The organism is Rhodococcus sp. YH1 (assembly GCF_009939605.1).
Lineage (GTDB): Bacteria > Actinomycetota > Actinomycetes > Mycobacteriales > Mycobacteriaceae > Rhodococcus > Rhodococcus aetherivorans.
Window position 1 is genome coordinate 25063 of the sequence record NZ_WVTE01000221.1, and the last position, 24340, is coordinate 49402.

A 24340-nucleotide genomic window follows, 5' to 3' on the forward strand; every position below is an offset into this window, starting at 1 on the left:
CGTGTTATTGATTCTGCTTCTGGTTCTCGCGCATGCGCCACCGGATGCCCTCTTCGAGGAACCCGTCGATGTCGCCGTCGAGGACGGCGGCCGGGTTGTTCACCTCGTACTCGGTGCGCAGGTCCTTGACCATCTGGTACGGGTGCAGGACGTAGGAGCGCATCTGGTTGCCCCACGAGCTGCCGCCGTCGCCCTTGAGCGCGTCCATCTCCGCGCGCTCCTCCTGCCGCTTGCGTTCGAGCAGCTTGGCCTGCAGCACGCGCATGGCCGAAACCTTGTTCTGCAACTGCGACTTCTCGTTCTGGCAGGTGACGACGATACCCGTGGGGATGTGGGTCAGGCGCACCGCGGAGTCGGTGGTGTTGACGGACTGCCCGCCCGGGCCGGACGAGCGGTACACGTCGACGCGGATGTCGTTCTCGTCGACGTCGATGTGGTCGGTGGTCTCGACGACCGGCAGCACCTCGACCTCGGCGAACGACGTCTGGCGGCGGCCCTGGTTGTCGAAGGGGCTGATCCGCACGAGCCGGTGGGTGCCCATCTCGACCGACAGGGTGCCGTACGTGTAGGGCGCCTTGATCGCGAAGGTCGCGGACTTGATGCCGGCCTCCTCCGCGTACGAGGTGTCGTACACCTCGACCGGGTAGCCGTGCTTGTCGGCCCACCGGATGTACATGCGCATGAGCATCTCGGCCCAGTCCGCGGCGTCGACGCCGCCGGCGCCGGCGCGGATGTTGACCAGCGCGTCGCGCTGGTCGTACTCGCCGGACAGGAGCGTGCGCACCTCCATCGCCTCGATGTCGGTGCGCAGGCCGGCCCGCTCGGCGTCGGCGTCGGCCATGGCGGCGGCGCGGTCCTCACCCTCCTCGCCCTCGGCGAGTTCGTAGAGCACCGGTAGGTCGTCGAGCCGGGAGCGCAGCTCCTCGACGCGGCGCAGTTCGCCCTGGGCGTGCGAGAGCTGGCTGGTGACCTGCTGCGCGTGCTCCTGGTCGTTCCACAGCTCCGGGTCGGCGGCCTGGTGCTCGAGTTCGTCGATACGCCGACGCAGCTCGTCCACGTCGAGAACCGCCTCGACGGTCTCGAGGGTGGTCGCCAGTTCGGCCAGGTCTGCGGAAACATCGGGATGCACGATTCCCAAGGTTACCGGGTGTGCGGCGGTACCTCGCCACCGCTCGGGGCCCGGTGGGCTCTCGGCTAGCGTCTGAGGCATGAGCACCGACCTCTCGGCCGATCTGGACCTCGCCCTGCGCCTCGCCGACGAGGCGGACGCCATCACGCGCACCCGGTTCGGCGCCCTCGACCTGACCGTCACCGACAAGCCGGACCTGACACCGGTGTCGGATGCCGATCTCGGCGTCGAACGCGCCGTGCGCGGCACCCTCGGCGCCGAGCGCCCGGGCGACGCGATCCTCGGCGAGGAGTTCGGCGGCGACGCGGTGTTCACCGGCCGGCAGTGGGTGGTCGATCCGATCGACGGGACGAAGAACTTCGTGCGCGGCGTGCCGGTGTGGGCCAGCCTCATCGCCCTGCTCGACGACGGCGTGCCCGTGGTGGGGGTGGTGAGCGCCCCGGCGCTGAACCGTCGCTGGTGGGCCGCGGCGGGCGCGGGCGCGTGGGTGGCGCACGACGGCGCAGAGCCGCGCCGCATCGCCGTCTCGCAGGTCACCGACCTGTCCGCGGCGTCGCTGAGCTTCTCGAGCCTGTCCGGCTGGCGCGATCGCGGTCGGCGCGACGAGTTCGTCGCGCTCACCGACGAGGTGTGGCGGGTGCGGGCCTACGGCGACTTCTATTCGTACTGCCTGCTCGCGGAGGGTGCGGTCGACATCGCCCTCGAGCCCGAGGTGTCCCTGTGGGACCTGGCCGCGCTCGACGTGCTGGTCCGGGAGGCGGGAGGCCGGTTCACGAATCTGGACGGTGCGGCCGGCCCGCACGGCGGCAGCGCGGTAGCCACCAACGGGGCGCTGCACGAGGGCGTGCTCACGCGCCTGCGGTGATCCGCGCGGCTCCCGCCCACCCCGAACTTACTCGATAGTAGACACCTACCTTACTCCGGAGTAAGGTAGTGGTGTCCGTCCCCACATCGAGAAACTTCTGGTGATCATGAGCAAGCAAGAGAGTGTGGCCCGGAACACCCCTCGCGACACGTCCGCGGTGGGCCTGAATCCCCTCCGACGGGACGCCATGGGCGCCGCGATGCGGGTGCTCACGCGGATCACCGGTTCGGAACTCGCGGACCGGTACAACCTCCGGCAGGCCATCGACCGGGTGACCTACCAGTCCACCAAGACCGGCTTCAAGACGCTCGGCGCCGCCACCCGCACCTTCAAGAAGGTCACCGGCGGCAACGCACCTCAGCGCCTCGACCCCGCCGTCCGCACCGACCTGTTCGACCTGACCCCCACCGACGATCAGCAGATGATCGCCGAGACCGTCCGCGAGTTCGCCGCCGAGATCCTGCGGCCCGCCGCGCACGACGCCGACGAGGCGGCCGCCGCCCCCACCGACCTCCTCGCCCGGGCCGCCGAACTCGGCATCACCCTCGTCAATGTGCCCGAGGCGTTCGAAGGAGCCGCCACCGAGCGGGGCGCGGTCACCAACGCGCTCGTCGCCGAGGCGCTCGCCCACGGCGACATGGGGCTGGCCCTGCCGATCCTCGCGCCGAGCGGCGTCGCGGTCGCCCTCACCCAGTGGGGCACCGAGGAGCAGCAGCGGACCTACCTGCCGGCGTTCGCCGGGGACGACGTCCCGCAGGCCTGCGTCGTGATCACCGAGCCGCGCGCCCTGTTCGACCCGTTCGCGCTGCAGACCAAGGCGGTGCGCTCCCCCAGCGGTTACCGGCTCAACGGCGTCAAGTCCCTCGTGCCGGCCGCCGGCAGCGCCGAACTGTTCGTCGTCGCCGCCGAGCTCGACGGCAAGCCGTCGCTGTTCCTGGTCGAGTCCGACAGCAAGGGCGTCGCGATCGAGGCCGACCCGTCGATGGGCCTGCGTGCCGCCGGGCTCGGCCGGCTGCATCTGACCGACGTCGCCGTCCCGCAGGCCGCCCTGCTCGGCGACGCGGACGCCGACGCACGCGCCGAGCAGTACGCGGACGCGGTCCGCCTCGCCCGCCTGGGCTGGGCCTCCCTCGCCATGGGTACCGGGCAGGCCGTGCTCGACTACGTCGTCCCCTACGTCAACGAACGGGAGGCGTTCGGCGAACCGATCAGCCACCGGCAGGCCGTCGCCTTCATGGTCGCCGACATGAAGATCGAGCTCGACGGCATCCGGCTGGTCACGCTGCGCGGCGCGGCCCGCGCCGAGCAGGGCCTGTCCTTCGCCCGGGAGGCGGCGCTGGCCCGCAAGCTCGCCACCGACAAGGGCATGCGGATCGGCCTCGACGGCGTCCAACTGCTCGGTGGCCACGGCTTCACCAAGGAACACCCCGTCGAACGCTGGTACCGCGACCTGCGCGCCGTGGGCGTCGCCGAGGGCGTCGTCCTCGTCTGAGCCGCCCGATCCGGCAGCGTCACCTCACACCTAGGAATCTGTGATGATCAATCTCGAACTTCCCAAGAGGCTCAAGGCGTCGGCGAACCAGGCGCACCAGGTCGCCGCGCAGATCTTCCGTCCCGTCTCGCGCAAGTACGACCTCGCCGAGCACGTGTACCCGGTCGAGCTCGACACGATGGCCGCGATGGTCGAGGGGTTGAACGACTCCGGCCAGGGCGCCTCGGGCGCGGCGCTCGGCCGCGGCGACGAGCCGAAGAAGCAGGCCGGCAACGTCAACGGCGGCAACATGGCGTCGCTGCTCAATGTGATCGAAACCTGCTGGGGCGACGTGGGGCTCACCCTGTCGATCCCCTACCAGGGGCTCGGCAACTCGGCGATCGCCGCCGTCGCCACCGACGAGCAGCTCGAACGCTTCGGCAAGGTGTGGGCGTCGATGGCGATCACCGAGCCGAGCTTCGGCTCCGATTCCGCCGCCGTGACCACCACCGCCGTCCTCGACGGCGACGAGTGGGTCCTCAACGGCGAGAAGATCTTCGTCACCGCCGGCGAGCGCTCGACCCACGTGGTGGTGTGGGCGAGCGTCGACAGGTCGAAGGGGCGCGCGGCGATCAAGTCGTTCGTCGTCCCGCGGGACGCCCCCGGCCTGAGCGTGGCGCGCCTCGAGCACAAGCTCGGCATCAAGGCCTCCGACACCGCCGTCCTGGTGCTCGACAACTGCCGGATCCCGAAGGACAACCTGCTCGGCAGCCCCGAGGTGAACGTCGAGAAGGGGTTCGCGGGGGTCATGCAGACCTTCGACAACACCCGCCCGATCGTCGCCGGCATGGCCGTCGGCGTCGCCCGAGCGGCGCTCGAGGAACTGCGCGGCATCCTCGCCGAGGCCGGCGTCGAGGTGTCCTACGACATCCCGGCCTGCAACCAGCACGCCGCGGCCGCCGAGTTCCTCGCGCTCGAGGCCGACTGGGAGGCGGCCTACCTGCAGGCGCTGCGGGCCGCGTGGATGGCCGACAACAAGCATCCCAACTCGCTCGAGGCCTCGATCTCCAAGGCCAAGGCCGGCCGCACCGGCACCGCGGTCACCCTCAAGGCCGTCGAACTGGCCGGCACCTACGGCTACTCCGAGCGTCCGCTGCTCGAGAAGTGGGCGCGCGACTCGAAGATCCTCGACATCTTCGAGGGCACCCAGCAGATCCAGCAGCTCATCATCGCGCGGCGGCTGCTGGGCCTGTCGAGCACCGAGCTGAAGTAGCAGGTCACAGACCACTTCTCCGAGGGGTCGGGCCCCCGCCGTAGGCACCGACGGTGGGGGCCCTCTCGCGCTCCAGGGGCGGTCCGCTACACGCGAGAGCCGGCGGAATCGTCCTCACGTGCGCGGCGGAGATCTTCGCGGAGGGCGACCACCTCGGCCGTCAGCGCGGCCACCTGCGCCCGTGTCACCGCCTGGCTCGCCTCGTCCTGCTCGCCCACACGCTCGACCGGCCAGGACGCCAACGTGACCGTCACGACACCGAGCAGGGCGATGCCCGCGATCATCAGGGCGGCCGCGATCAGCCGGCCGGTGGCCGTGACGGGGGCGAAATCGCCGTAGCCGACCGTGGTGACACCCAGGTGAGCACCATCACCGCCTCGCCCACCCACGCCGTGCCGTCCGCCGGCTGGGCGAGCACCAGCCATGCGTACGCGGCCAGGAACATCCCCGCCGCGGTGGCCATCGGCCATTCGGACAGGCGGCGCCACCGTTCCTCGGTCACTCGAACGCCCCGGAGGCGAGGGATCGGATCACGAACGGATCCTGCCGTCACCGCCGCGCGGGCCGGAATCGCCTCCCGTCCGGGTGCCCGCCGGCAATTCGGACGAATGTCCATGACTGTGAGGCGCGTCACCACTAGTGTTGCGGTGACGCGAATCCGGCACGAGCTCGAAGGGGACAGCATGCCCGGGCAGGACATCATCGACAGGATCACCGGTGCCGCCGGGGGGGTGACCGACACGCTCGGCGCCGTACGGGTGCTCGCCCGCTCCGGGCTGCTGCACTTCCCCCGGGTGGACCACGGGATCGGCACCCTCGTCGCGGTGAGCCGCTACGGTCCGTTCGCCGGACCGGTGCACGCCCACGCCGCGCGTGGCTTCGACGCCGTCGCCCTCGTCGACGAGCGCGGACGGCTGAGCTACCAGGAACTCGAGGCGCAGTCGAACGCGCTCGTGCGGGCGCTGCAGGCCGACGGCGTCGCGGCGGGGGACGTGATGGGCCTGATGGCCCGCAACCATCGCGGACTCGTTCTCACCATGCTCGCCGCCGCCAAGCTCGGCGCGAAGCTGGTCATGATGAACACCGGGTTCGCTCCGCGGCAGCTCGCGGACGTCGCCGCGCGCGAAGGTGTGGGCACCTTCGTCTACGACGCCGAGTTCGCGGCGGTGGCGGCCGCCCTGCCGCCGGAGGTACGGACCTACAGCTCGTGGCCCGAGGGCGACGAGCCGGGCCCACCGGGCATCGAGTCCGTGCTCGCGCAGTTCGATGGGTCCGCCGTTCCGCCGCCGAGCACGCTGGGCGGTTTCGTTCTGCTCACCAGCGGCACCACCGGCACACCCAAGGGCGCCCCGCGCGAGCGCACGTCGCCGCTCGCCTCGGCGCAGTTCCTGGACCGGGTACCGCTGCGGCCGGGACAGACGATGCTGATGGCGGCGCCGGCGTTCCACGGGACCGGAATCTCGCAGTTCGGGCTCGCCCTGGCGTTGGGGCAGACGGTGGTGATGGAGCGACGGTTCGACCCGCTCGAGACGGTTCGCCTGATCGAGCGGCACCGGGCCAACGTGCTGGTCGTCGTGCCGACCATGCTGCAGCGGATCCTGGACCTCGGCGGCGAGACGATCGGGCGGTACGACACGTCGAGCCTGCAGATCATCTTCTCCGCCGGGTCCGCGCTGTCGCCGGACGTGTGCCGGCGTACCCGTGAATACTTCGGCGACGTGCTGCACAACCTGTACGGCTCCACCGAATGCGCGGTGGCCACGGTCGCCACTCCCGAGGACATCCGCCGGGCGCCGGGCACGGCCGGACGGCCGCCGGTGACGTGCCGGGTCGAACTGTACGACGAGGCCGGCAACCGGATCACGACGCCCGGCGAGGTGGGCCGGATCTTCGTCGCGAGCGGTCTGAGCTTCGACGGCTACACCGACGGCCGGGACAAGGAGCGCATCAACGGTCTGCTCTCGACCGGCGACGTGGGGCACTTCGACGAGGACGGGCTGCTGTTCGTCGACGGCCGAGACGACGACATGATCGTCTCCGGCGGCGAGAACGTGTACCCGCTCGAGGTGGAGAACCTCCTCGTCGAGCGGGACGACGTGTTCGACGCCGCGGTGGTCGGCGTGGAGGATCCGGACTTCGGTCACCGGTTGCGCGCCTTCGTGGTGCCGGCGGAGGGCTCCGAGCGCGACGCCGAGGAGATCAAGGAGTATGTCAAGGCGAACCTGGCCCGCTACAAGGTCCCGCGCGACGTCGTCTTCCTCGACGAGCTGCCGCGCAATGCGACGGGAAAGCTGCTGCGACGCGTGCTCGTCGACATGAAGCCCTGAGCACATGGGAAGGGCCCGGCACCGGATGATCCGGTGCCGGGCCCTTCCACTTGGTAGCGGGGACAGGATTTGAACCTGCGACCTCTGGGTTATGAGCCCAGCGAGCTACCGAGCTGCTCCACCCCGCGTTGCAAGAACGAAGTTACACGGCCCGATGAATGGAATGCAAATCGCCTGGGCGAAGGCCGTTTTCGCCCCTCATCCTGTGTCCTGGGACACACTCGCGCGACGACCCCGCTCACATAACGGTGGAATAACAATCGCGTGGCGAGGCGGCCGACCTGCAGTGCGAGAGCGGCTGCCCCGGCCGGACGCCGAGTCGTCCTCGAACCGACGGGGCCCCGCGCACCTCGTGCGCGGGGCCCCGTTCGTCGCGGAAGGGATCAGCCGCCGGTGGACTGGTACGCGTCCACGGCCGCCTGCACCCGTTGCAGCGCACGGCCGTAGGCGGCGAAGTCGCCCGTGCTCTGGGCCGCACTGAGCTCGGCCAGCGCCGCGTCGAGTTCGGCGACCGCGGCCGCCCGGTCCGCGGGAGCCGGGGCGGGAGCGGGGTTCGGCGCCGGAGCGGGCGCCGGAGCCGCTGCCTGACCGTCCTGCTCCGTCCCCTCGACCGGCGCGGTGGGCGCCGACTCGCCACCCGGCGCGGTGGCCGCACTGCCGACACCGGCCCCGAAGACCTGGTCCAGCGCCGCGGCGAGGGTGGGGGCGTAGCCGATGCGCACGCCGCCGGCAGGGCCGGGCTCGCGATAGCTGACGATCACCCGGGACAGCTGCGGGAACGTCGACGTGCTCCCCGTCGCCGAACTGCGTTCCGTGTACATCGGCTGGACGTAGAGGATCCCGCCCTGGGCGATGGGCAACGTCAGCAGGTTGCCGTACTGGATCCGGTTGGATCTCTCGAGCAGGGTCCGCTCCGACGCGACGCGCGTGTCGGAGATCATCGCGTTCTGCGTCTGTTCGGGACCGAACGTCTGGGTGTCGGTCGGCAGCCGCAGGATCGTGAACCTGCCGTAGTTGTCCGGGTCCGAGTCCACCGAGATGTACGCGGACAGGAACTGCCGGTTGAAGCCCACCATCGCCGAGGTGAGCCGGAACGACGGGCGGGCCGTCTCCTCGTCACCGATCAGCACGTAGTACGGCGGCTGGTTCGCGGTCGTGTCCACCGTCGGATCGCTCGGCACCGACCAGAACGCGTTGTTGGTGAAGAACTCGCGCGGGTCGTCCACGTGATACTTCGCGAGCATCTCGCGCTGCACCTTGAACAGGTCCTCCGGGTACCGGAAGTGCGAGCGGAGCTCGTCGGAGATCTGATCCTGCGGGGTCACCGCATCGGGGAAGACACCCATCCACGCCTTCAGGACCGGGTCCTGATCGTCGACCTGGTAGAGGGTCACGGTGCCGTCGTACGCGTCGACCGTCGCCTTCACCGAGTTCCGGATGTAGGAGACTTCCTTGCGGGGCAGCAGCCGGCCGGTGTTCTGGTCGACGCTGTCCTCGACGAGCCCTTCGAGGGAACTGCGCTGCGCGTACGGGTAGTTGTCGAGCGTGGTGTAGGCGTCGACGATCCACACGATGCGCCCGTCGACCGCGGCGGGATAGGCGTCGCCGTCGGCGGTGAGCCACGGCGCGACCTTCGTCACCCGGTCCCGCGGGTCGCGGTTGAACAGCAGCTTCGACTCGCTGCCGATGGCGCTCGAGAACAGGATGTTGCGTTCGGCGTACTTGGACGCGAACGCGAGCCGGTTGAACCAGTTGCCGATCGAGACGCCACCCGAGCCGGTGTAGGTGTACTGCGCGGTGTCGGTGTCGTACTCCCGCGGGGCCTCCCCCTCGGCGGCACCGACGATCGCGTAGTCGGGCTCCTCCTGCGCGATGACCTCACCGAAGTAGATCCGCGGCTGCTCGACCGGAATCACCTGGTTGCCCGACTCGAGCGATGCGATGTCGCTGACCATGTACACCGGGTAGCCACTGTTGCTGTTCGCGGCCTCTTCCGCGGACTCGCTGGCGGCCGCGTTCACTCGGTTGGCGGGAGCCGCGACCAGGCCGTTGCCGTGGGTGTACACCGTGTGCTTGTTGATCCAGTCGGTCTGGTTGCCCGTCAGGCTCGACGGCGACAGCTCGCGGGCGGCGACGATGTAGTCCTCGCGCTCCCCGTCGATCTCGTACCGGTCGATGTCCAGCGACGGCGGGAACCCGTAGAAGTTCTTCAGCTGCTGCTGCTGGGTGAAGGTGCGCGGCAGCACGTTGGGATCGAGCAGGCGGGTGTTGGCGATGGTGGTCACGTCCGCCGGCACGTTGCGCGGTGACGTAGTGCCCACGCCGGGGTAATCCCGGTACTCCACGATCTCGTCCGTGATGCCGTAGGCCTCACGCGTCGCCGCGATGTTGCGCTCGATGTACTCGGACTCCTTGACGGCGGCGTTCGGCCGGACGGAGAACTGCTCGACCACCAGCGGCCACACGGCCCCGACGAGGATCGACGAGAGCACGAGCAGGGCCGTCGCCATCGCCGGGATGCGCAGGTCGCGCAGCACGATGGCCGCGAAGAACGCCACCGCGCAGATGACCGCGATCGCCATCAGGATCAGTTTCGCGGGCAGCACGGCATTGATGTCGGTGAAGCCCGCGCCCGTGAAGGTGGGCTCCTTGCGCCCGCTCCACAGCAGTGCGTACCGGTCGAGCCAGTACGCGATCGCCTTGAGCGCAACGAAGATCCCGGCCAGCACGGCCAGCTGGATGCGGGCGGCGCGGGTGAGGCTGCCGCCGCGGCCGGCGAGCCGGATGCCGCCGAAGATGTAGTGGGTGACCAGGCTGGCGAAGAGCGCCAGGATGACCGCCACGAACATCCAGTTCAGCAGGAAGCGGTAGAACGGCAGGTCGAAGGCGTAGAACCCGACGTCCAGCCCGAACTGGGGGTCCGTGGTGCCGAACGAGCCGCCGTTGAAGAACATCTGCACGGTCACCCAGCTCGCCTGCGCGATCAGGCCCGACAGCAGGCCGAGCACGATCGGAATGCCGAGGCCGAACGTGCGCAGCCGGGTCATCACCGTGGTGCGATACCGCGAGATGGGGTCGTTGGGCCCGGATGCGGGCACGAACACCGGCCGCGATCGGTACGCCAGCAGCAGCGCCAGCCACACCACACCGCCCACGAACAGGCTCACGAGGAGGAACAGGACGATCCGGGTCAACAGCACCTTCAGGTACACGTCACGGAAGTCGACCTCGCCGAACCACAGCCAGTTGGTGTAGGCGTCCACCAGTCGGGGACCGACCAGCAGCAGCACCGCGGCCACCACGGCCAGGCTCAGCAGGATCTTGCTGCGTTTCGACAGCGAAGGTACTCCGGTGGGGGGCCTCATGCCCACGTGCCACACTCCCAATTCTCCGGCGACGCGAACGCGCCGCAGCTGTTCACCCCGACTGTCACCCACGGCACTCGCGGTGACCGTTTCGCCCCACTCTACGGAATGAGGCGACCACCACGCCGCGCGGCGACGAGACCCGGCGACGATGCAAGGATATGTCCGTGAGCGACAGTCATCCCGTCCCGTCCGAAGACGCCCTGCGCCGGTGCGTCGGTGAGATCGTCGACTTCGTCGACGCCGGTGGCTGGGGACAGCCGCCGACGATGTTCGCGCTGGTGCCCACGGCCCTGCTGGCGGCGTCGGAACCCACCCTGCTCGACCAGCTCGACGAGGGCCACGAGTACACCCCGGTGGAGCAGGAGGCCTTCCCCGACGACGTCGAAGGCGGCAGCCCCGCCCTCGACGAGTTCCTCGCCACCACCAGCTGGCCCGATTCCGTCGCCGGCTGCGCCCTGGTGCAGGAGATCGTGGTGCTGCCCCCGAGCGCGGAGTCGGATCTCGACGACGCGCTGGTGCCGCTGCTCGCCGATCCGCACGCTGCCGACGAGGCCGCCCGGGCCGCGGCGCACGGGCACCCGGAGCGGCGCGATGCCCGCCTGATCGCGGCGGTCCTGCGCGACGGGCCGTCGCTGTCGCTGCTGCAGCTGAGGCCCACCGACGAGGACGACCCGTTCGCCGGGATCGAGCTGCGCACCTACGACAACCTCGCGCCGAACGTGGTGTCCGCCCTGTACGCGACCCTCGAACCGGGCGACGACTAGGACCGGTCCCGCACGACGGCCTAGCCGCAGGTGGGCGCGTCGCCGCCGGCGGCGAGGGAGCCGAGCGCGTCGATCGCGCCCTCGAGGGTCTCGACCTTGACCAGCCGCATCCCGTCGGGGGCGTCGCTCTGTGCCTCGGCGCAGTTGTCGGCGGGCACGAGGAACACCGTGGCGCCGTCCTCCGCGGCCCCGACGAGCTTGTGGGTGATGCCGCCGATCGGGCCGACGACCCCGTCGGAATCGATGGTGCCGGTGCCTGCGACGACCTCGCCGCCGCTGAGCTCGCCGGGGCTGAGCTTGTCGACCACGGCGAGGCTGAAGATCAGCCCCGCCGACGGGCCACCGACGTCGGCGAGGTTGAACGTCACGTCGAACGGCACGTCCGGGACCTCCTCGGGGCTGATGCCGAGGAAGCCCTTGTCCGGATCGTCGGGGCGGGCTCCCACGGTCACCGAGGCGGTCTGCTCGACCCCGTCGCGCACGAGCACGACGTCGACCGGGGTGCCGGGCGCGACCGCGGCGACGGCCCGCTGCACGCTGCCGGCGGTGGTCACCGGCTCCCCGGCGACGGTGACGAGCCGGTCGCCCTCGCGCAGCACGCCGGCGGAGGGCCCGGACTCGCCGACCCTGGCGACGCGCAGGACAACGGGCAGGTCGAGGTGGTGCAGGGCGGCGAGTTCCGCGCTGCGTTCGGACTGCTCGAACTGGGCGGCGTCCGCCTCCTTGACCTGCTCCCTGGTCGCGGTGGGCGGGTAGATCTGCTCGCGGGGGGCGATCCCGTACCGGCTGCCCAGCCACGCCGAGAGCGCCTGCGCCACGGTCAGGCGGTCGCTGACCCCGACCGTGGTCATCACGAGCTCGCCACTGGTGGGGTCGGTGTCGGCGCCCTCGATGGCGACGACAGCCTTGCCGTCGATCTCGCCGAGGGTGTCGAACGTCGGGCCCGGCCCGAGCGCCACGTACGGCACCTTCACGTTCAGCGCCACCGTCACCAGCAGCAGCGCGGGGAACAGCGCCGCCAGGATCGTCACGAGCCGTCGATTCACCCGGCCAGGGTATCCGGAGCGGCGATGTTCGCGATCAGCGTGATCGCGGGGGCCGCCACCCCGCGGTGCGCCTTGTACCGTTGACGACATGAGCGACACGCCTTTCGGATTCTCGAATCCCGACGACGACCCGGACCGCAGGAAGGACTCCGGTTCCGGCGCCGAGGGATCCGGCGCCGAGGGTGCCGGCCCGGAAGGCGCCGGGTCCCAGGGCGGCGCCACCGGCGGGTTCCCCTTCGGTTTCGGGGCCCCCGGCGCAGGCGGTGCCCCGTTCGGCGCGGGCGGCGACAACCCGTTCGGCGCGCAGGGCTTCGACCCGGCGGCGCTCGGGCAGATGCTGACACAGTTCGGTCAGATGCTCAGCGGCATGGGCAGCGCGGTGGGGTCCGGCGGTTCCGGGCCGGTCAACTACGAGGTGGCCGGCAAGCTCGCCCGCCAGCAGATCGGCTCCGTCACCCCGGTGTCGTCCGGGTCGGCGGATGCCGTCCGGGACGCCGCACATCTGGCGGAACTGTGGCTCGACGGGGCGACGACCCTGCCCGCGGGCGCGACCCGCACCGTCGCGTGGACGCCCGTCGACTGGCTCGACAACACGCTCGAGACGTGGAAACGCCTGTGCGATCCGGTGGCCGAGCAGGTCAACGGCATGTGGATGCAGGGCCTGCCGGAAGAGGCCCGGGCGATGGCCGGGCCGATGCTCGGCATGTTCTCCCAGATGGGCGGGCTGGCGTTCGGTTCCCAGCTCGGCCAGGCCCTCGGGCAGCTCGCCAAGGAGGTCCTGACCTCGACCGACATCGGCCTGCCGCTCGGGCCCGCGGGCACCGCGGCGCTGATGCCCGCCGCGATCGAGGCGTTCGGTGACGGACTCGAGCAGCCGGCCCAGGAAGTCCTGGTCTTCCTCGCCGCCCGGGAGGCGGCACACCAACGGCTCTACAGCCACGTGCCGTGGCTGCGCTCGCGCCTGCTGTCCACTGTGGAGGACTACGCGCGCGGCATCCGGATGGACTTCTCCGCGATCGAGGACCTCGCCCAGGGTATCGATCCCATGGCGCTGACGGATCCGTCGAAGATCGAGGAACTGCTCAAGGGCGCGGCGTTCGAGCCGCAGACCACCCCCGAGCAGAAGCAGGCCCTCGAACGCCTCGAAACGCTGCTCGCCCTGGTCGAGGGCTGGGTGGAGACCGTGGTCGCCGACGCGCTCGGCGACCGGCTGCCCGGGGTGGCCGCGCTGAGCGAGACGCTGCGCCGCCGCCGCGCGAGCGGCGGGCCCGCCGAGCAGACCTTCGCGACTCTCGTCGGTCTCGAGTTGCGGCCGCGGAAGCTGCGCGAGGCCGCGGCCCTGTGGCGCCGGCTCACCACCGATGCCGGGCCGGACGCGCGGGACAAGGTATGGGCGCACCCGGATCTGCTGCCGGACTCGTCGGACCTCGACAACCCGGCCGCGTTCCTCGACCGCGTCATCGGCGGAGAAGCGGCGGCGTTCGACGATCCGATCGCCCAGTTGCGCGAGACCGAGGCGCGCGAACGCGCCGAGCGGGAGAAGGGCGAGCCGGGCTCCGGCGAGTCCACCGATCCCGACGAATCCGCCTGAACGCACATCGGGCCAGGTAGGCGCCGGTTTTACCCTGTGGACAACCCGCCTCGGGCACAGGTGGTGCGGCGGGTTTGCTGTCAGGCTGACGGCATGACCACGGCAACGCATCCACAGTCCGGACCGGCGCTCGACCCTGCCCTCGAGGTGCTCCACCGACCGGACGGGACGGTACAACTCGGGTGGGGTCCGGACACGGCGGCCGTCCTGTCCCCCGACGCGGGGCTCGACGCGTTCGGACTCTCGACGGTGCTGCGCCTGCTCGACGGGCGCTCGTCGCGCGAGGAGATCCTCGCCCGCACCGCGCGGGCGGGGCTGCCGGGCGCCGCCGTCACCGCCCTGCTCGACGAGCTGACCGCCCTCGGTGCGGTCCGTGATCCCGGCGTAGCCGCGCTGCAGGTCCCCCGGGTGCGGGTGCACGGACGCGGGCCACTGGCAGACGCGCTGGTCGCCCAACTGACGGTGTCGGGCACGCGGCTGCGCCGGTCCGCCGTCTACACCGGCGACAGCGACGTCGCCCGCTGGGACGCGCAGTGCGTGCTGCTCACCGACGCGCTGGTGCCCGACCCCGGTCTCGTCCGCGAGCTGATGCGGCACCGTGTGCCGCATCTGCCCGTACTGCTGCGCGACGGCCGCGGCATCGTCGGCCCCTTCGTCGTCCCGGGCCGCACGAGCTGCCTGCGCTGCGCCGATCTGACCCGCACGGATCTCGATCCGCACTGGCCGCAGCTGGCCGCCCAGCTGTGCGACCGCGTCGGGTGTGCGGAGCCCGCAGCGGTGCTGGCGACCGCGGCCCTCGCCCTCGGACAGCTCGACGCGATTCTCACCGCCTCGCCGTCCACGCCGCCCGCGACGTTGGACCGGACCCTCGAGGTGGATCTGCGCAGCCATCGACTCACGTCGCGGCGCTGGTTCCGGCACCCGGACTGCGGGTGCGGAGGCACACCCGCGTGAAGCGGCGCACCGCGCCGGTCACGCAGCGGCGCACCGCGCCGGTCTGACGCCGTCAGGCATGATGGTGGGCGTGGCCGAAATCCCCCGCAGAAGCAGTTCCCGCACCGCCAAGCTCGCCAGCATCCCCCTCGGGATCGCCGGTCGCGCCGCGGTGGGATTCGGCCGGCGTCTGGCCGGAGGGGACCGCGAGGAGATCGATGCCGAGCTCGCGGCGAAGGCGGCCGAGCAGCTGTTCACGGTGCTCGGCGAGCTCAAGGGCGGAGCCATGAAGGTGGGCCAGGCGCTGAGCGTGATGGAAGCCGCGGTGCCGGAGGAGTTCGCCGAGCCGTACCGGGAGGCGCTGACGAAGCTGCAGTCGGCGGCGCCGCCGCTACCGGCCAAGGCGGTCCATCGCGTCCTCGATCAGCAGCTCGGCGCCCGCTGGCGGGAGCGCTTCGCCTCGTTCGACGACATTCCCACCGCCTCGGCGAGCATCGGCCAGGTCCACCGGGCGGTGTGGGCGGACGGCCGCGAGGTCGCGGTGAAGGTTCAGTACCCGGGCGCCGACGAGGCGCTGCGCGCCGATCTGCGCACCCTGTCGCGGTTCGCGGGACTGTTCGCGACGGTGATGCCGGGCACCGACGTGCGGGCCGTGCTCGACGAGCTGACCGCGCGCACCGAGGAGGAGCTCGACTACCGGATCGAGGCCGACAACCAGCGGACGTTCGCCAGGGTGTTCGCCGACGATCCCCGGTTCGTCGTGCCGCGGGTCGTCGCCAGCTCCCCGAAGGTCTTCGTCACCGAATGGCTCACGGCGACACCGCTTTCCATGATCATCGCCGAGGGAACCCGCGAGCAGCGCAACCGGGCCGGGGCGCTGCTGGCCGAGTTCCACTTCGCGTCCCCGGCACAGGTGGGGCTGCTGCACTGCGATCCGCACCCGGGCAACTTCATGCTGCTCGACGACGGCCGGCTCGGCGTCATCGACTTCGGTGCCACGGCCGCGATGCCGAACGGGTTGCCGCCGGTGCTGGGCCGGATGGTGCGGCTGGCCCTCGAGGAGCGCTTCGACGAGCTGACCACGCTGCTCTACGAGAACCGGTTCGTCCTGCCGGGCCGGGAGGTCACCGAACAGGAGATCGCGGACTACCTGCGCCCGTTCACGGATCCGATCCACACGGAGTCGTTCCACTTCACCCGGGCCTGGCTGCAGAAGGCGGCGGGCACCGCCACCGACTTCTCCGGATCCAACTTCCGCACTGCGCGGGCACTGAACCTGCCGCCGGAGTACGCGAACATCGTCCGCGTACTCCTCGGCTCCGTCGGTATCTGCGCGCAACTGGACGCGCACGCGCCGTACATGCGGATCCTGTCGGCGTGGCTGCCGGGATTCACCGATCCGGTGGACTGACCTCCCGGCAGCCGGTCCGGCCTAGGCGCACACCAGTTCCTTGCGGGGGCGTCCCCGCGGACGCTTGCGGGCGACGACGACACCCCGTTCGAAGATCTCGCCGCCCCACACGCCCCACGGCTCGGCACGGTCGAGTGCCGCGGCGAGGCAGTGAGCGCGGATCGGGCACCGGCCGCACAGCGCCTTGGCTCGCTCCAGTTCGGTCGGTGATTCGGCGAACCACAGGTCCGGATCGCCGTCGCGGCAAGGCAACTCGCGCACGCGCGTCGTATGGTCGACGTCGAGCGTTGCGGTCTGCACGATGGATGTCTCCTCTGTCTGGTTCGGATGCGATGCGCGAACCGGGCAGAAGACGAAGAAGGCCACGGTCCGCTGGGCGGTGTCCGTGGCCGGAAGGCGAATGAAGATTACCGGGGTGAACCTCGGTGGCTTCGGGGCACGGACGAAGGGGCGGCTGCTCGCACGCGGGCGACGCGCGGAGTGCACGCGCCGGCGGCGACGGGGGCGCCGGCGACGGGGGCGGCGACCACCACTGCAGCTGCATCGAAGCCGAGCATCGGGGCCACCTCCTTCGTCGTCCGCGCACGGGCCTTTCCCGTGACATCGACCTCCAGCCTAGGAACTCGGCCGTCGATCGCACAACCCATTTTCTACCTGCGGTTTTACCGCATCTTTGCGAACCGCTACAGATCGAGGGTATCGGGCGCGCGTTCACCGCGCACGACGGCGAGCACGTCCGCGCCGAACTGCTCGAGTTTCTTCGCCCCGATGCCGGGGATGGCGACGAGGGCACGGTCGTCGCCCGGCCGCTGCTCAGCGATCGCGATGAGCGTGTTGTCGCTGAACACCACGTAGGCGGGGACCTTCATCTCCTTGGAACGTTCCCGGCGCCAGTCCTTCAGCGCCATCAGCAGCGATTCGTCCAGGTCCGACGGGCAGCCCTCGCAGCGCCCGAGCATGGTCGCGGACGACCCCATCAGAGGCTTTCCGCACACGCGGCACTGCGGCCGCTTACGTTTCGGCGACGCGGGGGCCGCGATCCGGGAGGCCGGCGAGTCGTCGGGGATCAGACCGTGCAGGAACCGGGACCGCCGCCGCGACCGGCGGCCGCCCTCGGTGCGCGAGAGCGCCCAGGACAGTTGCAGGTGCACGCGGGCGCGGGTGACCCCGACGTACAGCAGGCGGCGCTCCTCCTCGATGCCGGCCTCGTCGGGCGGCGTGGAGCTGTCGCCGACGACGTGCACGATGGGCAGGGTCCCGTCGGTGAGGCCGACGAGGAAGACCGCGTCCCATTCCAGGCCCTTGGCCGCGTGCAGCGACGCGAGCGTCACGCCCTGCACCGTCGGCGGGTGCCGCGCCTCGGCCCGCGCCGCCAGGTCACGCAGCAGACCGTCGAGATCCAGGTCGGGCTCGTGCCCGAGGAGCTCCTCGGTCAGCTGCACGAGCGCCCGCAGAGATTCCCACCGTTCACGGGCCTGCGCACCGGCAGGCTCGGCCTCGGTCAGGCCGAGCGGGGCGAGCACCGCCCGCACCAGCGTGACGAGGGCGGCGCCGCGATCGGCGCCCGCGGGCAGGTCGTCGCGGCCGTGGGCCTGCCGCAGCGCGCCGACCGCCTGGCGCACCTCGGCGCGGGTGAAGAAGCCCTCGCCGCCGCGGACCTGATACGGGATACCGGCCTCGGTGAACGCCTGCTCGTAGGCCTCCGACTGGGCATTGATGCGGTAGAGCACCGCGATCTCGGCGGCGGGCACCCCCGATCCCAGCAGCTTCGCGATCGACTTGGCCACGGCCTGCGCCTCGGCGGGCTCGTCGTCGTACTCGGCGAACGCCGGCTCGGGTCCGGGCGGGCGCTGGCCGACGAGCTGGAGGCGGGTCCCGGCGATGCGGCCGCGTGCCGCACCGATGACCCGGTTGGCGAGGGACACCACCTGCGGCGTGGAACGGTAGTCGCGTTCGAGCCGGACCACGGTGGCGTCCGGGAATCGGCGGGAGAAGTCGAGCAGATACTGCGGGGTGGCACCGGTGAACGAGTAGATCGTCTGATTCGCGTCGCCGACGACGGTGAGGTCGTCGCGGTCGCCGAGCCACGCGTCGAGCACGCGCTGCTGCAGGGGCGTGACGTCCTGGTACTCGTCGACGACGAAGCAGCGGTAGCGGTCGCGGAACTCCTCGGCGACGGCGGTGTGCTCCTCGAGCGCGGCGGCCGTGTGCAGCAGCAGGTCGTCGAAGTCGAGGAAGATACCGTCGTCGCGCACCTTGAGGGACTCGTAGCCGGCGTAGACGGCAGCCACCCGTCCGGCGTCGGCGGGGGGCTCACGCCGGGCCCGGGCCACCGCGGCCGGGTAGTCCTCCGGCGCGACGAGCGAACCCTTGGCCCACTCGATCTCCGAGAGCAGGTCGCGCACGGTGTCGGTGTCGGTGGCGAACCCGGCACGGTGCGCGGCCTGGGAGACGACGGCGAACTTGCGGTCGAGCAGCTGCCACGGCGTGTCGCCGACCACTCGCGGCCAGAAGTAGCGCAGCTGCCGCAGCGCGGCGGCGTGGAAGGTACGCGCCTGCACCTGCGGCCCCGAGCCGCCCACCCCGAGTTCGCGCAGCCGGCCGCGCATCTCCCCGGCGGCGCGGGCGGTGAACGTGACGGCGAGGACCTGGCCGGCCGCGACGTGTCCGTGGGACACCAGGTGCGCGATGCGGCGGGTGATGGTCCGGGTCTTTCCCGTCCCGGCACCGGCGAGCACACACACCGGGCCCCGCGGCGCGAGGACCGCCGCCGCCTGCTGAGGATCCAGGCCCTCCACCGATGCATCTGCTCGCATGGGCTCCATCATGGCAGGACGCGGTGACAGGCCTCCGGCCCACACCGACTGTGGTGGAGAACACATTTCACCGTCGCGCGGAACAGCGGGTGCCCCGGAGTTGTTGTGCGCACCGTGACTACGACCGATGCTCCCGCCCTGACGCTCTACACCACCGACTGGTGCGGCTACTGCCGCCGCCTCAAGAGCCAGCTCGACGAGCACGGCATCGGCTACGCCGAGATCGACATCGAGGCCGACCCGTCCGCCGCCGAGTTCGTCGGCAGCGTCAACGACGGAAACCACGTCGTTCCCACCGTGCAGTACGCCGACGGCAGCACCGCGACCAATCCCCCGCTGTCCGCGGTCAAGCAGGCGCTCGGTCTCTAGCCGACGGCACCGCATCCGCCGGGAGCACCGAGGAGCTCAGGTGGTGTATCCCGGCGGGGCCGGCACGGCGTGTTCGGCTGCCCGGCTGGCCTGCTCCCATGCCGCCCAGTCCCGGATGCGCTCCTGCGCGAGTCCGACCGCGGCGTCGTAGACGACGCTGCCGAGGATCAACCGTCTCGGCGGGGCGTCGCTGTCCACGGCTGCCCGGACCGCGGCCGCGGCGAGCGCCGGCTCGCTGTCGACGCCGCCGGCGGCCGACGTCGCTGCCATCTCGGCGCGCAGCGCCGCATAGTCGTCGAGCGGCGCGGTGGCGGGCATGTCCTTGTACAGGTCCGTCCAGTATCCGCCGGGTTCGACGATCGTCACGGCGACCCCGAAGTGTGCAGCCTCGGCAGCGACCGCCTCGCTCAGTCCTTCCAGTGCGAACTTGCTGGCGCTGTACAACCCGGTGGTGGGAAATGCCGCGATCCCCGCAACACTGGAGATCTGCAGCAGGCGGCCCGGGCGCCGACGCAGCGCCGGCAACACCGCCTGCGTGACCCACAGCGCTCCGAAGAAGTTGGTCTCCATCTGAGCGCGTGCCTGCTCCTCGGTGAACTCCTCGACGAAGCCCGTCCACATCGTCCCGGCGTTGTTGACGACGACATCGAGGCGCCCGAAGTGGTCGACAACCCGATCGACCGCCGCGAACACCGCCGACCGGTCGGTCACGTCGACGTCGACGGTGAGCACCCGCTCGTCGTCCCGGAACTCGGGCACGGCGGTTGCGGTGCAGGCAAGAGCGGCGACCCGGTCTCCTGCGGTGAGCGCCTCCCGGGTGAACGCTCGGCCTAGCCCTCGGCTTGCCCCCGTGACCAGCCATATCCGCTGCTCGACCATACCGGCGCCTCCTCGAATCTAGACGAGACGGATCGTCTCGCCATGTGAGTATGCGATCCTCGTTCCCTCTTGTCAAGACGGTCCGTCTCGTCTCGATTTGGCTATGCTGGGTTCCATGCCGCCGAGAACCACCCGCCGCAGCGACGCCGCCCGGACAGCGATCCTGACCGCCGCGGTGGAGTTGGTCGGTGAAGTGGGCTACAGCAAGTCGAGCATCGAGGCGATCGCTGCCCGAGCCGGCGTCGGGAAACAGACCATCTACCGGTGGTGGTCGTCGAAGGGATCGGTGCTGCTCGACGCCTACCTCAACGCAAACGTGGGCGGCGAACCGGAGGACCCGCAGGGCCTACCGAACACGGGCGATCTCGTCGCCGACATGAGGGCGGTGCTGCGCGCCACCGTCGACGAACTGAACGATCCCCGGTTCGAACGGCCGTTGCGCGCGCTGACCGTCGCCGTACTCGAGGACGAGTCCCTGGCCGCCGAATACTCCCGTCGTCTCGACGAGCCGACGCGGCAGATGAAGAAGGAGCGGCTGCGCGCGGCGCAGCGACAGGGTCAGCTGTCCCCCGATGTGGATCTCGACGCCGTCGTCGACACCCTCTTCGCCCCCGTCGCCCAGCGCTGGCTGCTGCGCTCCGGTCCGCTGACCTACGAATACACCGATCACCTCGTCGAGACCGTGCTCACCGGTCTGCCGAGGCCGGGGTCCTGACCGGTTCAGTTCCCCCGGACCCAGCCCTCCAGCATGCCCCGGGCGATCGAGATCGATCCCGGCAGCAACAACGGGGCGTCGGCCGGGGAGGCCCAGTCGCCGAGCGCCAGCGCGGCCCGCACCTCGTCGCGGGTGAACCAACGGGCCTCGGCGATCTCCCCGTCGAGGAAGGCCAGCGGATGCTCCGGATCGGCGACGGCGGAGAACCCGATCATCACCGACCGCGGGAACGGCCACGGCTGGCTGCCGAGGTACCGCACGTCTCGCACGTCGACGCCGACCTCCTCGCGGATCTCCCGCACGACGCAGGACTCGAGCGACTCCCCCGCCTCGACGAACCCGGCGAGCACGGAGAACCGTCGCTCCGGCCACACCGGCTGTCGCGCCAGCAGGACCCGGTCCGCGCCGTCGTGCACGAGACAGATGATCGCCGGGTCGGTACGCGGGAACTCCTCGTGACCGGTGCTGGTGCTGATCCTCGACCAGCCGGACAGGGTCGGCTCGGTCGGCGCTCCGTCCAGTGAACTGAAGCCCGCGTTGTCGTGCCAGTTGAGCAGGGCCACCGCGGTCACCATCAGACCCGCGTCGGCGTCGTCGAGCCGGTCGCCGATGCGGCGCAGGTCGGCGACCGTTCCGGTCTGGGCGAGCACCCGGATCGCCCACACGTGCCGGTCGCCGCGCACACCGAGGAACACCGCGCCGGGCACCGGCTCGGGTCCCAGCTCCACCGCCGCGGCGAACACCAGGGCGTCGCCGTCCACCGGCACCTGCCCGCGACGATCGACCCGCAGCAGATGGGCCCGGGACCAACCGTCGTGCAGGGCCGCGGCGTCGCCCCGCAACTCCTCGGCGCGGTCGACGACCGCACGGGAGAGCAGGGGGGTGTCGGACAGCTGGAAACGGCTCACGACTGCACCCTAGCGGCGGCGCGGGCTCAGCCCGACACCCGCCGGATGTAGAGCAGCTTGTCGTCCGCCTCCACGGCGTCGACCTCGGGGGACCCCACGCGCAGCAGGCGGCCGTCGCGCACGACTCCGAGCACGATGTCGGACAGGTGCCGGGGCGATCCACCCACTTCGTTCGGTTCGACGTCGCGTTCGGCGATCGCGAATCCCGCCTCCGGGGTGAGCAGATCCTCGATCATCTCCACGACGCTCGGCGTCGTGGTGGCGATGCCGAGCAACCGGCCCGCCGTCTCGGACGAGATGACCACCGAGTCCGCGCCCGATTGACGCAGCAGATGCGTGTTCTCCGATTCGCGGATGGCCGCGACGATCTTCGCCCTCGGGGCGATCTCGCGGGCGCTGAGCGTGACGAGCACCGCGGTGTCGTCGCGGTTGGCGGCGACGATGATCGCGGCGGCGTGCTGAACGCCCGCCAGGCGCAGCACATCCGACTTCGTCGCCGAGCCCTGTACCGTCACCAGCCCCTGCCCGGCGGCGGTCTCGAGTACCACCGGATCGGTGTCGACGACGACGATGTCCGACGGCGGAACCCCGTCGCCCAGCATCGCATCCACCGCGGTACGGCCCTTGGTGCCGTATCCGACGACGACGGTGTGATTACGCACGCGGCGCCTCCAACGCTGAATCTTGAACGCCTGGCGCGAACTCTCGGTCAGTGCCGAGAGCGTGGTACCGACCAGGACGATGAGGAAGAAAATCCGCAACGGCGTGACGACCAGGACGTTGATCAGTCTCGCCTCGGGTGTGAACGGGGTGATGTCGCCGTAGCCGGTGGTCGACAGCGAGACGGTCGCGTAGTAGATGCAGTCCAGCAGCGACAGTGCGTCGCCCTGGGCGTCGCGGTAGCCGTCCCGGTCGAGGTAGACCACCAGCACGGCGAATGTCAACGCCACCACCGCATATCCGACGCGGCGAGTGATGGCCCGGCTCGGGCTCGTCTGCAGCTGCGGCACCCGCAGGATGCCCACCAGCGCGAAGTCCGGGCGCTCGGTGAGCACGTCGGAACGGCTGAAGCGGGCACGCAACCTACCCGGCATGGCGGCGCTCCCGCGGTGTTCTCGGCTCCGGTGACGCGGTCACCGACGTTCTCGTTGCTGACATCGGCTCGCAGCCTACGCGTCGGCCGCTAGTGTGGCGCGCATGTCCACACTCCCGTCCCAGCGCGCGGCGCTGCGGCTGTCCGCGCTCCTCCTCGGAGCGGGCGCGGCGCACTTCGCCTCCCCCCGGCCGTTCGACCGGATCGTGCCGACGGCGCTGCCGGGCTCGCCACGCACCTATACCTACGTCTCCGGGGTGGCCGAGCTGACCGCCGGGACGGCGCTTGCGATTCCGCGGACCCGGCGGCTCGGCGGGACGCTGGCCGCGGCCCTGCTGATCGCGGTGTTCCCCGCCAACGTGCAGATGGCCGTGACATGGCTGCGCAGCGAGCGGCTCTCCCCGGCCGCGAAGGCGGTCGCGGTGGCCCGGCTGCCGCTGCAGGTGCCCCTGATCGCCCAGGCTCTCACGGCGCGGCGCAACGCCCCGCGCCGCTGACCGCCGCTACCGCTCGCCGGCCGACGGGCGGTCCGCGCCGGCGCTGCGCACCAACCGGTCCAGCCGCTCGGCGCCGGGCAGGTCCTCCGGCGCGATGGTCCGCCCGGTGCGCACGTAGTGGAATGCGGCCCGCACCTTGTCGAGAGGCGGCACGGCCGGTCGGCCCGTCGCGCGGAACGTGCGGGCGGCCATCAGCTGCGCCCAGGCCAGTCGGTACGCGGCCAGCTGCATCGCCACCGCCTCGAGCCGGTCCTCGTCGGGCTCGGCGCCGGTCTTCCAGTCGATGACCGTCCAGCCGCCGTCCGAGTCCTCGAACACCGCGTCGATCCGGCCACGGATCACCACCCCGGCCAGCGACGTCTCGAACGGAACCTCCACCTCCACCGGGCTGCGCTGCGCCCACCGCGAGCGCAGGAACGCCTCCTGGAGCCGGTCGAGTTCGGTCTCGTCGCCGCCGGCGTCGTCCGCGCCGGGCAGTTCGTCGAGGTCGAGCAGCCGCGTGGCGCCGTATCGCCGTTCGAGCCACGCGTGGAAGGCGGTGCCGCGGCGCGCCAGCGGATTCGGCCGGAACGGCAACGGACGGCGCAGCCGCGCCGCCAGCGCGGCCGGGTCCGCGGCCAGATCCACCAGCTGGCTGACCGACATCTGGGCGGGCAGCATCACCTCGGCACGCTGCTCGGCGCGCCGGGCCCGCTCGGCGAGCAGCGCGTCGACGTCCGCGGCCCAGTCGTCGGGGTCGTCGTCCGGGGTCGCCGGGGGCTCGGGTTCGGGCTCCTCGAGCATCGCGAGGACCAGGGCCGCGCCCTGCTCGACGAAGGGACGCCGCACCCCGAGGGGATCGCGCGGCCACACGGCGGTGTGCGGATCCGCGGTCATCGGGTTCTC

At 71.2% G+C, this 24340-nt stretch carries 20 protein-coding genes, 1 tRNA gene and 1 pseudogene; 11 read left to right on the forward strand and 11 right to left on the reverse strand.

Features of this window, described 5'->3' with window-relative positions:
* Window positions 1-4: 4 nt before the first annotated feature.
* Window positions 5-1129 (reverse strand): peptide chain release factor 2, encoded by a 1125-nt coding sequence (gene prfB, locus AIIKEEIJ_RS18000; protein WP_029544529.1) that lies wholly within the window; start codon window positions 1127-1129, stop codon window positions 5-7.
* Between the two features lie 79 nt (window positions 1130-1208).
* Between prfB and hisN the strand changes: the two genes are divergently transcribed.
* The 3 genes from hisN (at window position 1209) to AIIKEEIJ_RS18015 (ending at window position 4738) form a co-directional block, all read left to right on the forward strand.
* Entirely contained in the window at window positions 1209-1994 is a 786-nt protein-coding gene (gene hisN, locus AIIKEEIJ_RS18005; RefSeq protein WP_161996279.1) for a histidinol-phosphatase, read from the forward strand.
* Between the two features lie 100 nt (window positions 1995-2094).
* On the forward strand, window positions 2095-3486 hold the full coding sequence (locus AIIKEEIJ_RS18010; RefSeq protein ID WP_065922418.1) for an acyl-CoA dehydrogenase family protein: 1392 nt from the start codon (window positions 2095-2097) through the stop codon (window positions 3484-3486).
* Window positions 3487-3529: 43 nt separating this feature from the next.
* Complete coding sequence (locus tag AIIKEEIJ_RS18015; protein ID WP_029544531.1) at window positions 3530-4738, forward strand: acyl-CoA dehydrogenase family protein; 1209 nt, start codon at window positions 3530-3532, stop codon at window positions 4736-4738.
* Window positions 4739-4824: 86 nt separating this feature from the next.
* Here the strand turns inward: AIIKEEIJ_RS18015 and AIIKEEIJ_RS33135 are convergent.
* Window positions 4825-5091 (reverse strand): annotated as a pseudogene (locus AIIKEEIJ_RS33135) (potassium channel family protein); the annotation flags it as partial.
* 330 nt (window positions 5092-5421) lie between these two features.
* Here AIIKEEIJ_RS33135 and AIIKEEIJ_RS18025 point away from each other — a divergent pair.
* The gene (locus AIIKEEIJ_RS18025; RefSeq protein WP_029544536.1) at window positions 5422-7065 is read left to right on the forward strand and encodes an acyl-CoA synthetase; all 1644 of its coding nucleotides are present in this window, start codon (window positions 5422-5424) and stop codon (window positions 7063-7065) included.
* A 51-nt stretch (window positions 7066-7116) separates the two neighbouring features.
* On the opposite strand, the gene AIIKEEIJ_RS18030 is transcribed toward AIIKEEIJ_RS18025, so the two are convergent.
* Together AIIKEEIJ_RS18030 and AIIKEEIJ_RS18035 are read right to left on the reverse strand one after the other, a co-directional pair.
* Window positions 7117-7193 (reverse strand) — tRNA-Met (locus AIIKEEIJ_RS18030).
* A 255-nt stretch (window positions 7194-7448) separates the two neighbouring features.
* A complete protein-coding gene (locus AIIKEEIJ_RS18035; RefSeq protein ID WP_185712829.1) occupies window positions 7449-10436 on the reverse strand; it encodes a UPF0182 family protein in 2988 nt (995 codons plus the stop codon).
* 155 nt (window positions 10437-10591) lie between these two features.
* Between AIIKEEIJ_RS18035 and AIIKEEIJ_RS18040 the strand changes: the two genes are divergently transcribed.
* Window positions 10592-11197, forward strand: coding sequence for a PPA1309 family protein (locus tag AIIKEEIJ_RS18040; RefSeq protein ID WP_037200991.1), 606 nt, complete (start codon window positions 10592-10594; stop codon window positions 11195-11197).
* A 20-nt stretch (window positions 11198-11217) separates the two neighbouring features.
* Here AIIKEEIJ_RS18040 and AIIKEEIJ_RS18045 read toward each other — a convergent pair whose 3' ends face one another.
* Window positions 11218-12243: a YlbL family protein gene (locus AIIKEEIJ_RS18045; RefSeq protein ID WP_029544543.1), complete on the reverse strand. Its 1026-nt coding sequence runs from the start codon at window positions 12241-12243 to the stop codon at window positions 11218-11220.
* 88 nt (window positions 12244-12331) lie between these two features.
* Here AIIKEEIJ_RS18045 and AIIKEEIJ_RS18050 point away from each other — a divergent pair, with 88 nt between their 5' ends.
* The 3 genes from AIIKEEIJ_RS18050 (at window position 12332) to AIIKEEIJ_RS18060 (ending at window position 16178) form a co-directional block, all read left to right on the forward strand.
* Window positions 12332-13834 carry a zinc-dependent metalloprotease gene (locus AIIKEEIJ_RS18050; protein ID WP_006942790.1) on the forward strand — a complete coding sequence of 501 codons (1503 nt, stop codon included), beginning with the start codon at window positions 12332-12334 and terminating at the stop codon, window positions 13832-13834.
* A gap of 93 nt (window positions 13835-13927) precedes the next feature.
* Window positions 13928-14788 (forward strand): hypothetical protein, encoded by an 861-nt coding sequence (locus AIIKEEIJ_RS18055; RefSeq protein WP_161996280.1) that lies wholly within the window; start codon window positions 13928-13930, stop codon window positions 14786-14788.
* Between the two features lie 58 nt (window positions 14789-14846).
* Window positions 14847-16178, forward strand: a complete 1332-nt coding sequence (locus AIIKEEIJ_RS18060) for an ABC1 kinase family protein (RefSeq protein WP_029544549.1) — start codon at window positions 14847-14849, stop codon at window positions 16176-16178.
* A 21-nt stretch (window positions 16179-16199) separates the two neighbouring features.
* Here AIIKEEIJ_RS18060 and AIIKEEIJ_RS18065 read toward each other — a convergent pair whose 3' ends face one another.
* Window positions 16200-16478, reverse strand: a complete 279-nt coding sequence (locus AIIKEEIJ_RS18065) for a WhiB family transcriptional regulator (protein WP_043797088.1) — start codon at window positions 16476-16478, stop codon at window positions 16200-16202.
* A 383-nt stretch (window positions 16479-16861) separates the two neighbouring features.
* Complete coding sequence (locus AIIKEEIJ_RS18070) at window positions 16862-18994, reverse strand: ATP-dependent DNA helicase UvrD2 (protein ID WP_238406460.1); 2133 nt, start codon at window positions 18992-18994, stop codon at window positions 16862-16864.
* 114 nt (window positions 18995-19108) lie between these two features.
* Between AIIKEEIJ_RS18070 and AIIKEEIJ_RS18075 the strand changes: the two genes are divergently transcribed.
* Window positions 19109-19363 carry a mycoredoxin gene (locus AIIKEEIJ_RS18075; protein ID WP_043797086.1) on the forward strand — a complete coding sequence of 85 codons (255 nt, stop codon included), beginning with the start codon at window positions 19109-19111 and terminating at the stop codon, window positions 19361-19363.
* A gap of 36 nt (window positions 19364-19399) precedes the next feature.
* Here AIIKEEIJ_RS18075 and AIIKEEIJ_RS18080 read toward each other — a convergent pair whose 3' ends face one another.
* Window positions 19400-20242 (reverse strand): SDR family NAD(P)-dependent oxidoreductase, encoded by an 843-nt coding sequence (locus AIIKEEIJ_RS18080; protein ID WP_161996282.1) that lies wholly within the window; start codon window positions 20240-20242, stop codon window positions 19400-19402.
* A gap of 103 nt (window positions 20243-20345) precedes the next feature.
* Here AIIKEEIJ_RS18080 and AIIKEEIJ_RS18085 point away from each other — a divergent pair, with 103 nt between their 5' ends.
* Window positions 20346-20957, forward strand: coding sequence for a TetR/AcrR family transcriptional regulator (locus tag AIIKEEIJ_RS18085; RefSeq protein ID WP_081705051.1), 612 nt, complete (start codon window positions 20346-20348; stop codon window positions 20955-20957).
* Window positions 20958-20962: 5 nt separating this feature from the next.
* Here the strand turns inward: AIIKEEIJ_RS18085 and nudC are convergent, their stop codons facing one another.
* Together nudC and AIIKEEIJ_RS18095 are read right to left on the reverse strand one after the other, a co-directional pair.
* Window positions 20963-21865, reverse strand: a complete 903-nt coding sequence (nudC, locus tag AIIKEEIJ_RS18090) for an NAD(+) diphosphatase (protein ID WP_050035451.1) — start codon at window positions 21863-21865, stop codon at window positions 20963-20965.
* Window positions 21866-21891: 26 nt separating this feature from the next.
* Window positions 21892-22959, reverse strand: a complete 1068-nt coding sequence (locus tag AIIKEEIJ_RS18095; RefSeq protein ID WP_006942770.1) for a potassium channel family protein — start codon at window positions 22957-22959, stop codon at window positions 21892-21894.
* 103 nt (window positions 22960-23062) lie between these two features.
* Here AIIKEEIJ_RS18095 and AIIKEEIJ_RS18100 point away from each other — a divergent pair, with 103 nt between their 5' ends.
* Window positions 23063-23455: a DoxX family protein gene (locus AIIKEEIJ_RS18100; RefSeq protein WP_029544562.1), complete on the forward strand. Its 393-nt coding sequence runs from the start codon at window positions 23063-23065 to the stop codon at window positions 23453-23455.
* 6 nt (window positions 23456-23461) lie between these two features.
* Here AIIKEEIJ_RS18100 and AIIKEEIJ_RS18105 read toward each other — a convergent pair.
* The coding region (locus tag AIIKEEIJ_RS18105) for a PD-(D/E)XK nuclease family protein (RefSeq protein WP_161996283.1) at window positions 23462-24340 on the reverse strand (879 nt) is incomplete at its 5' end.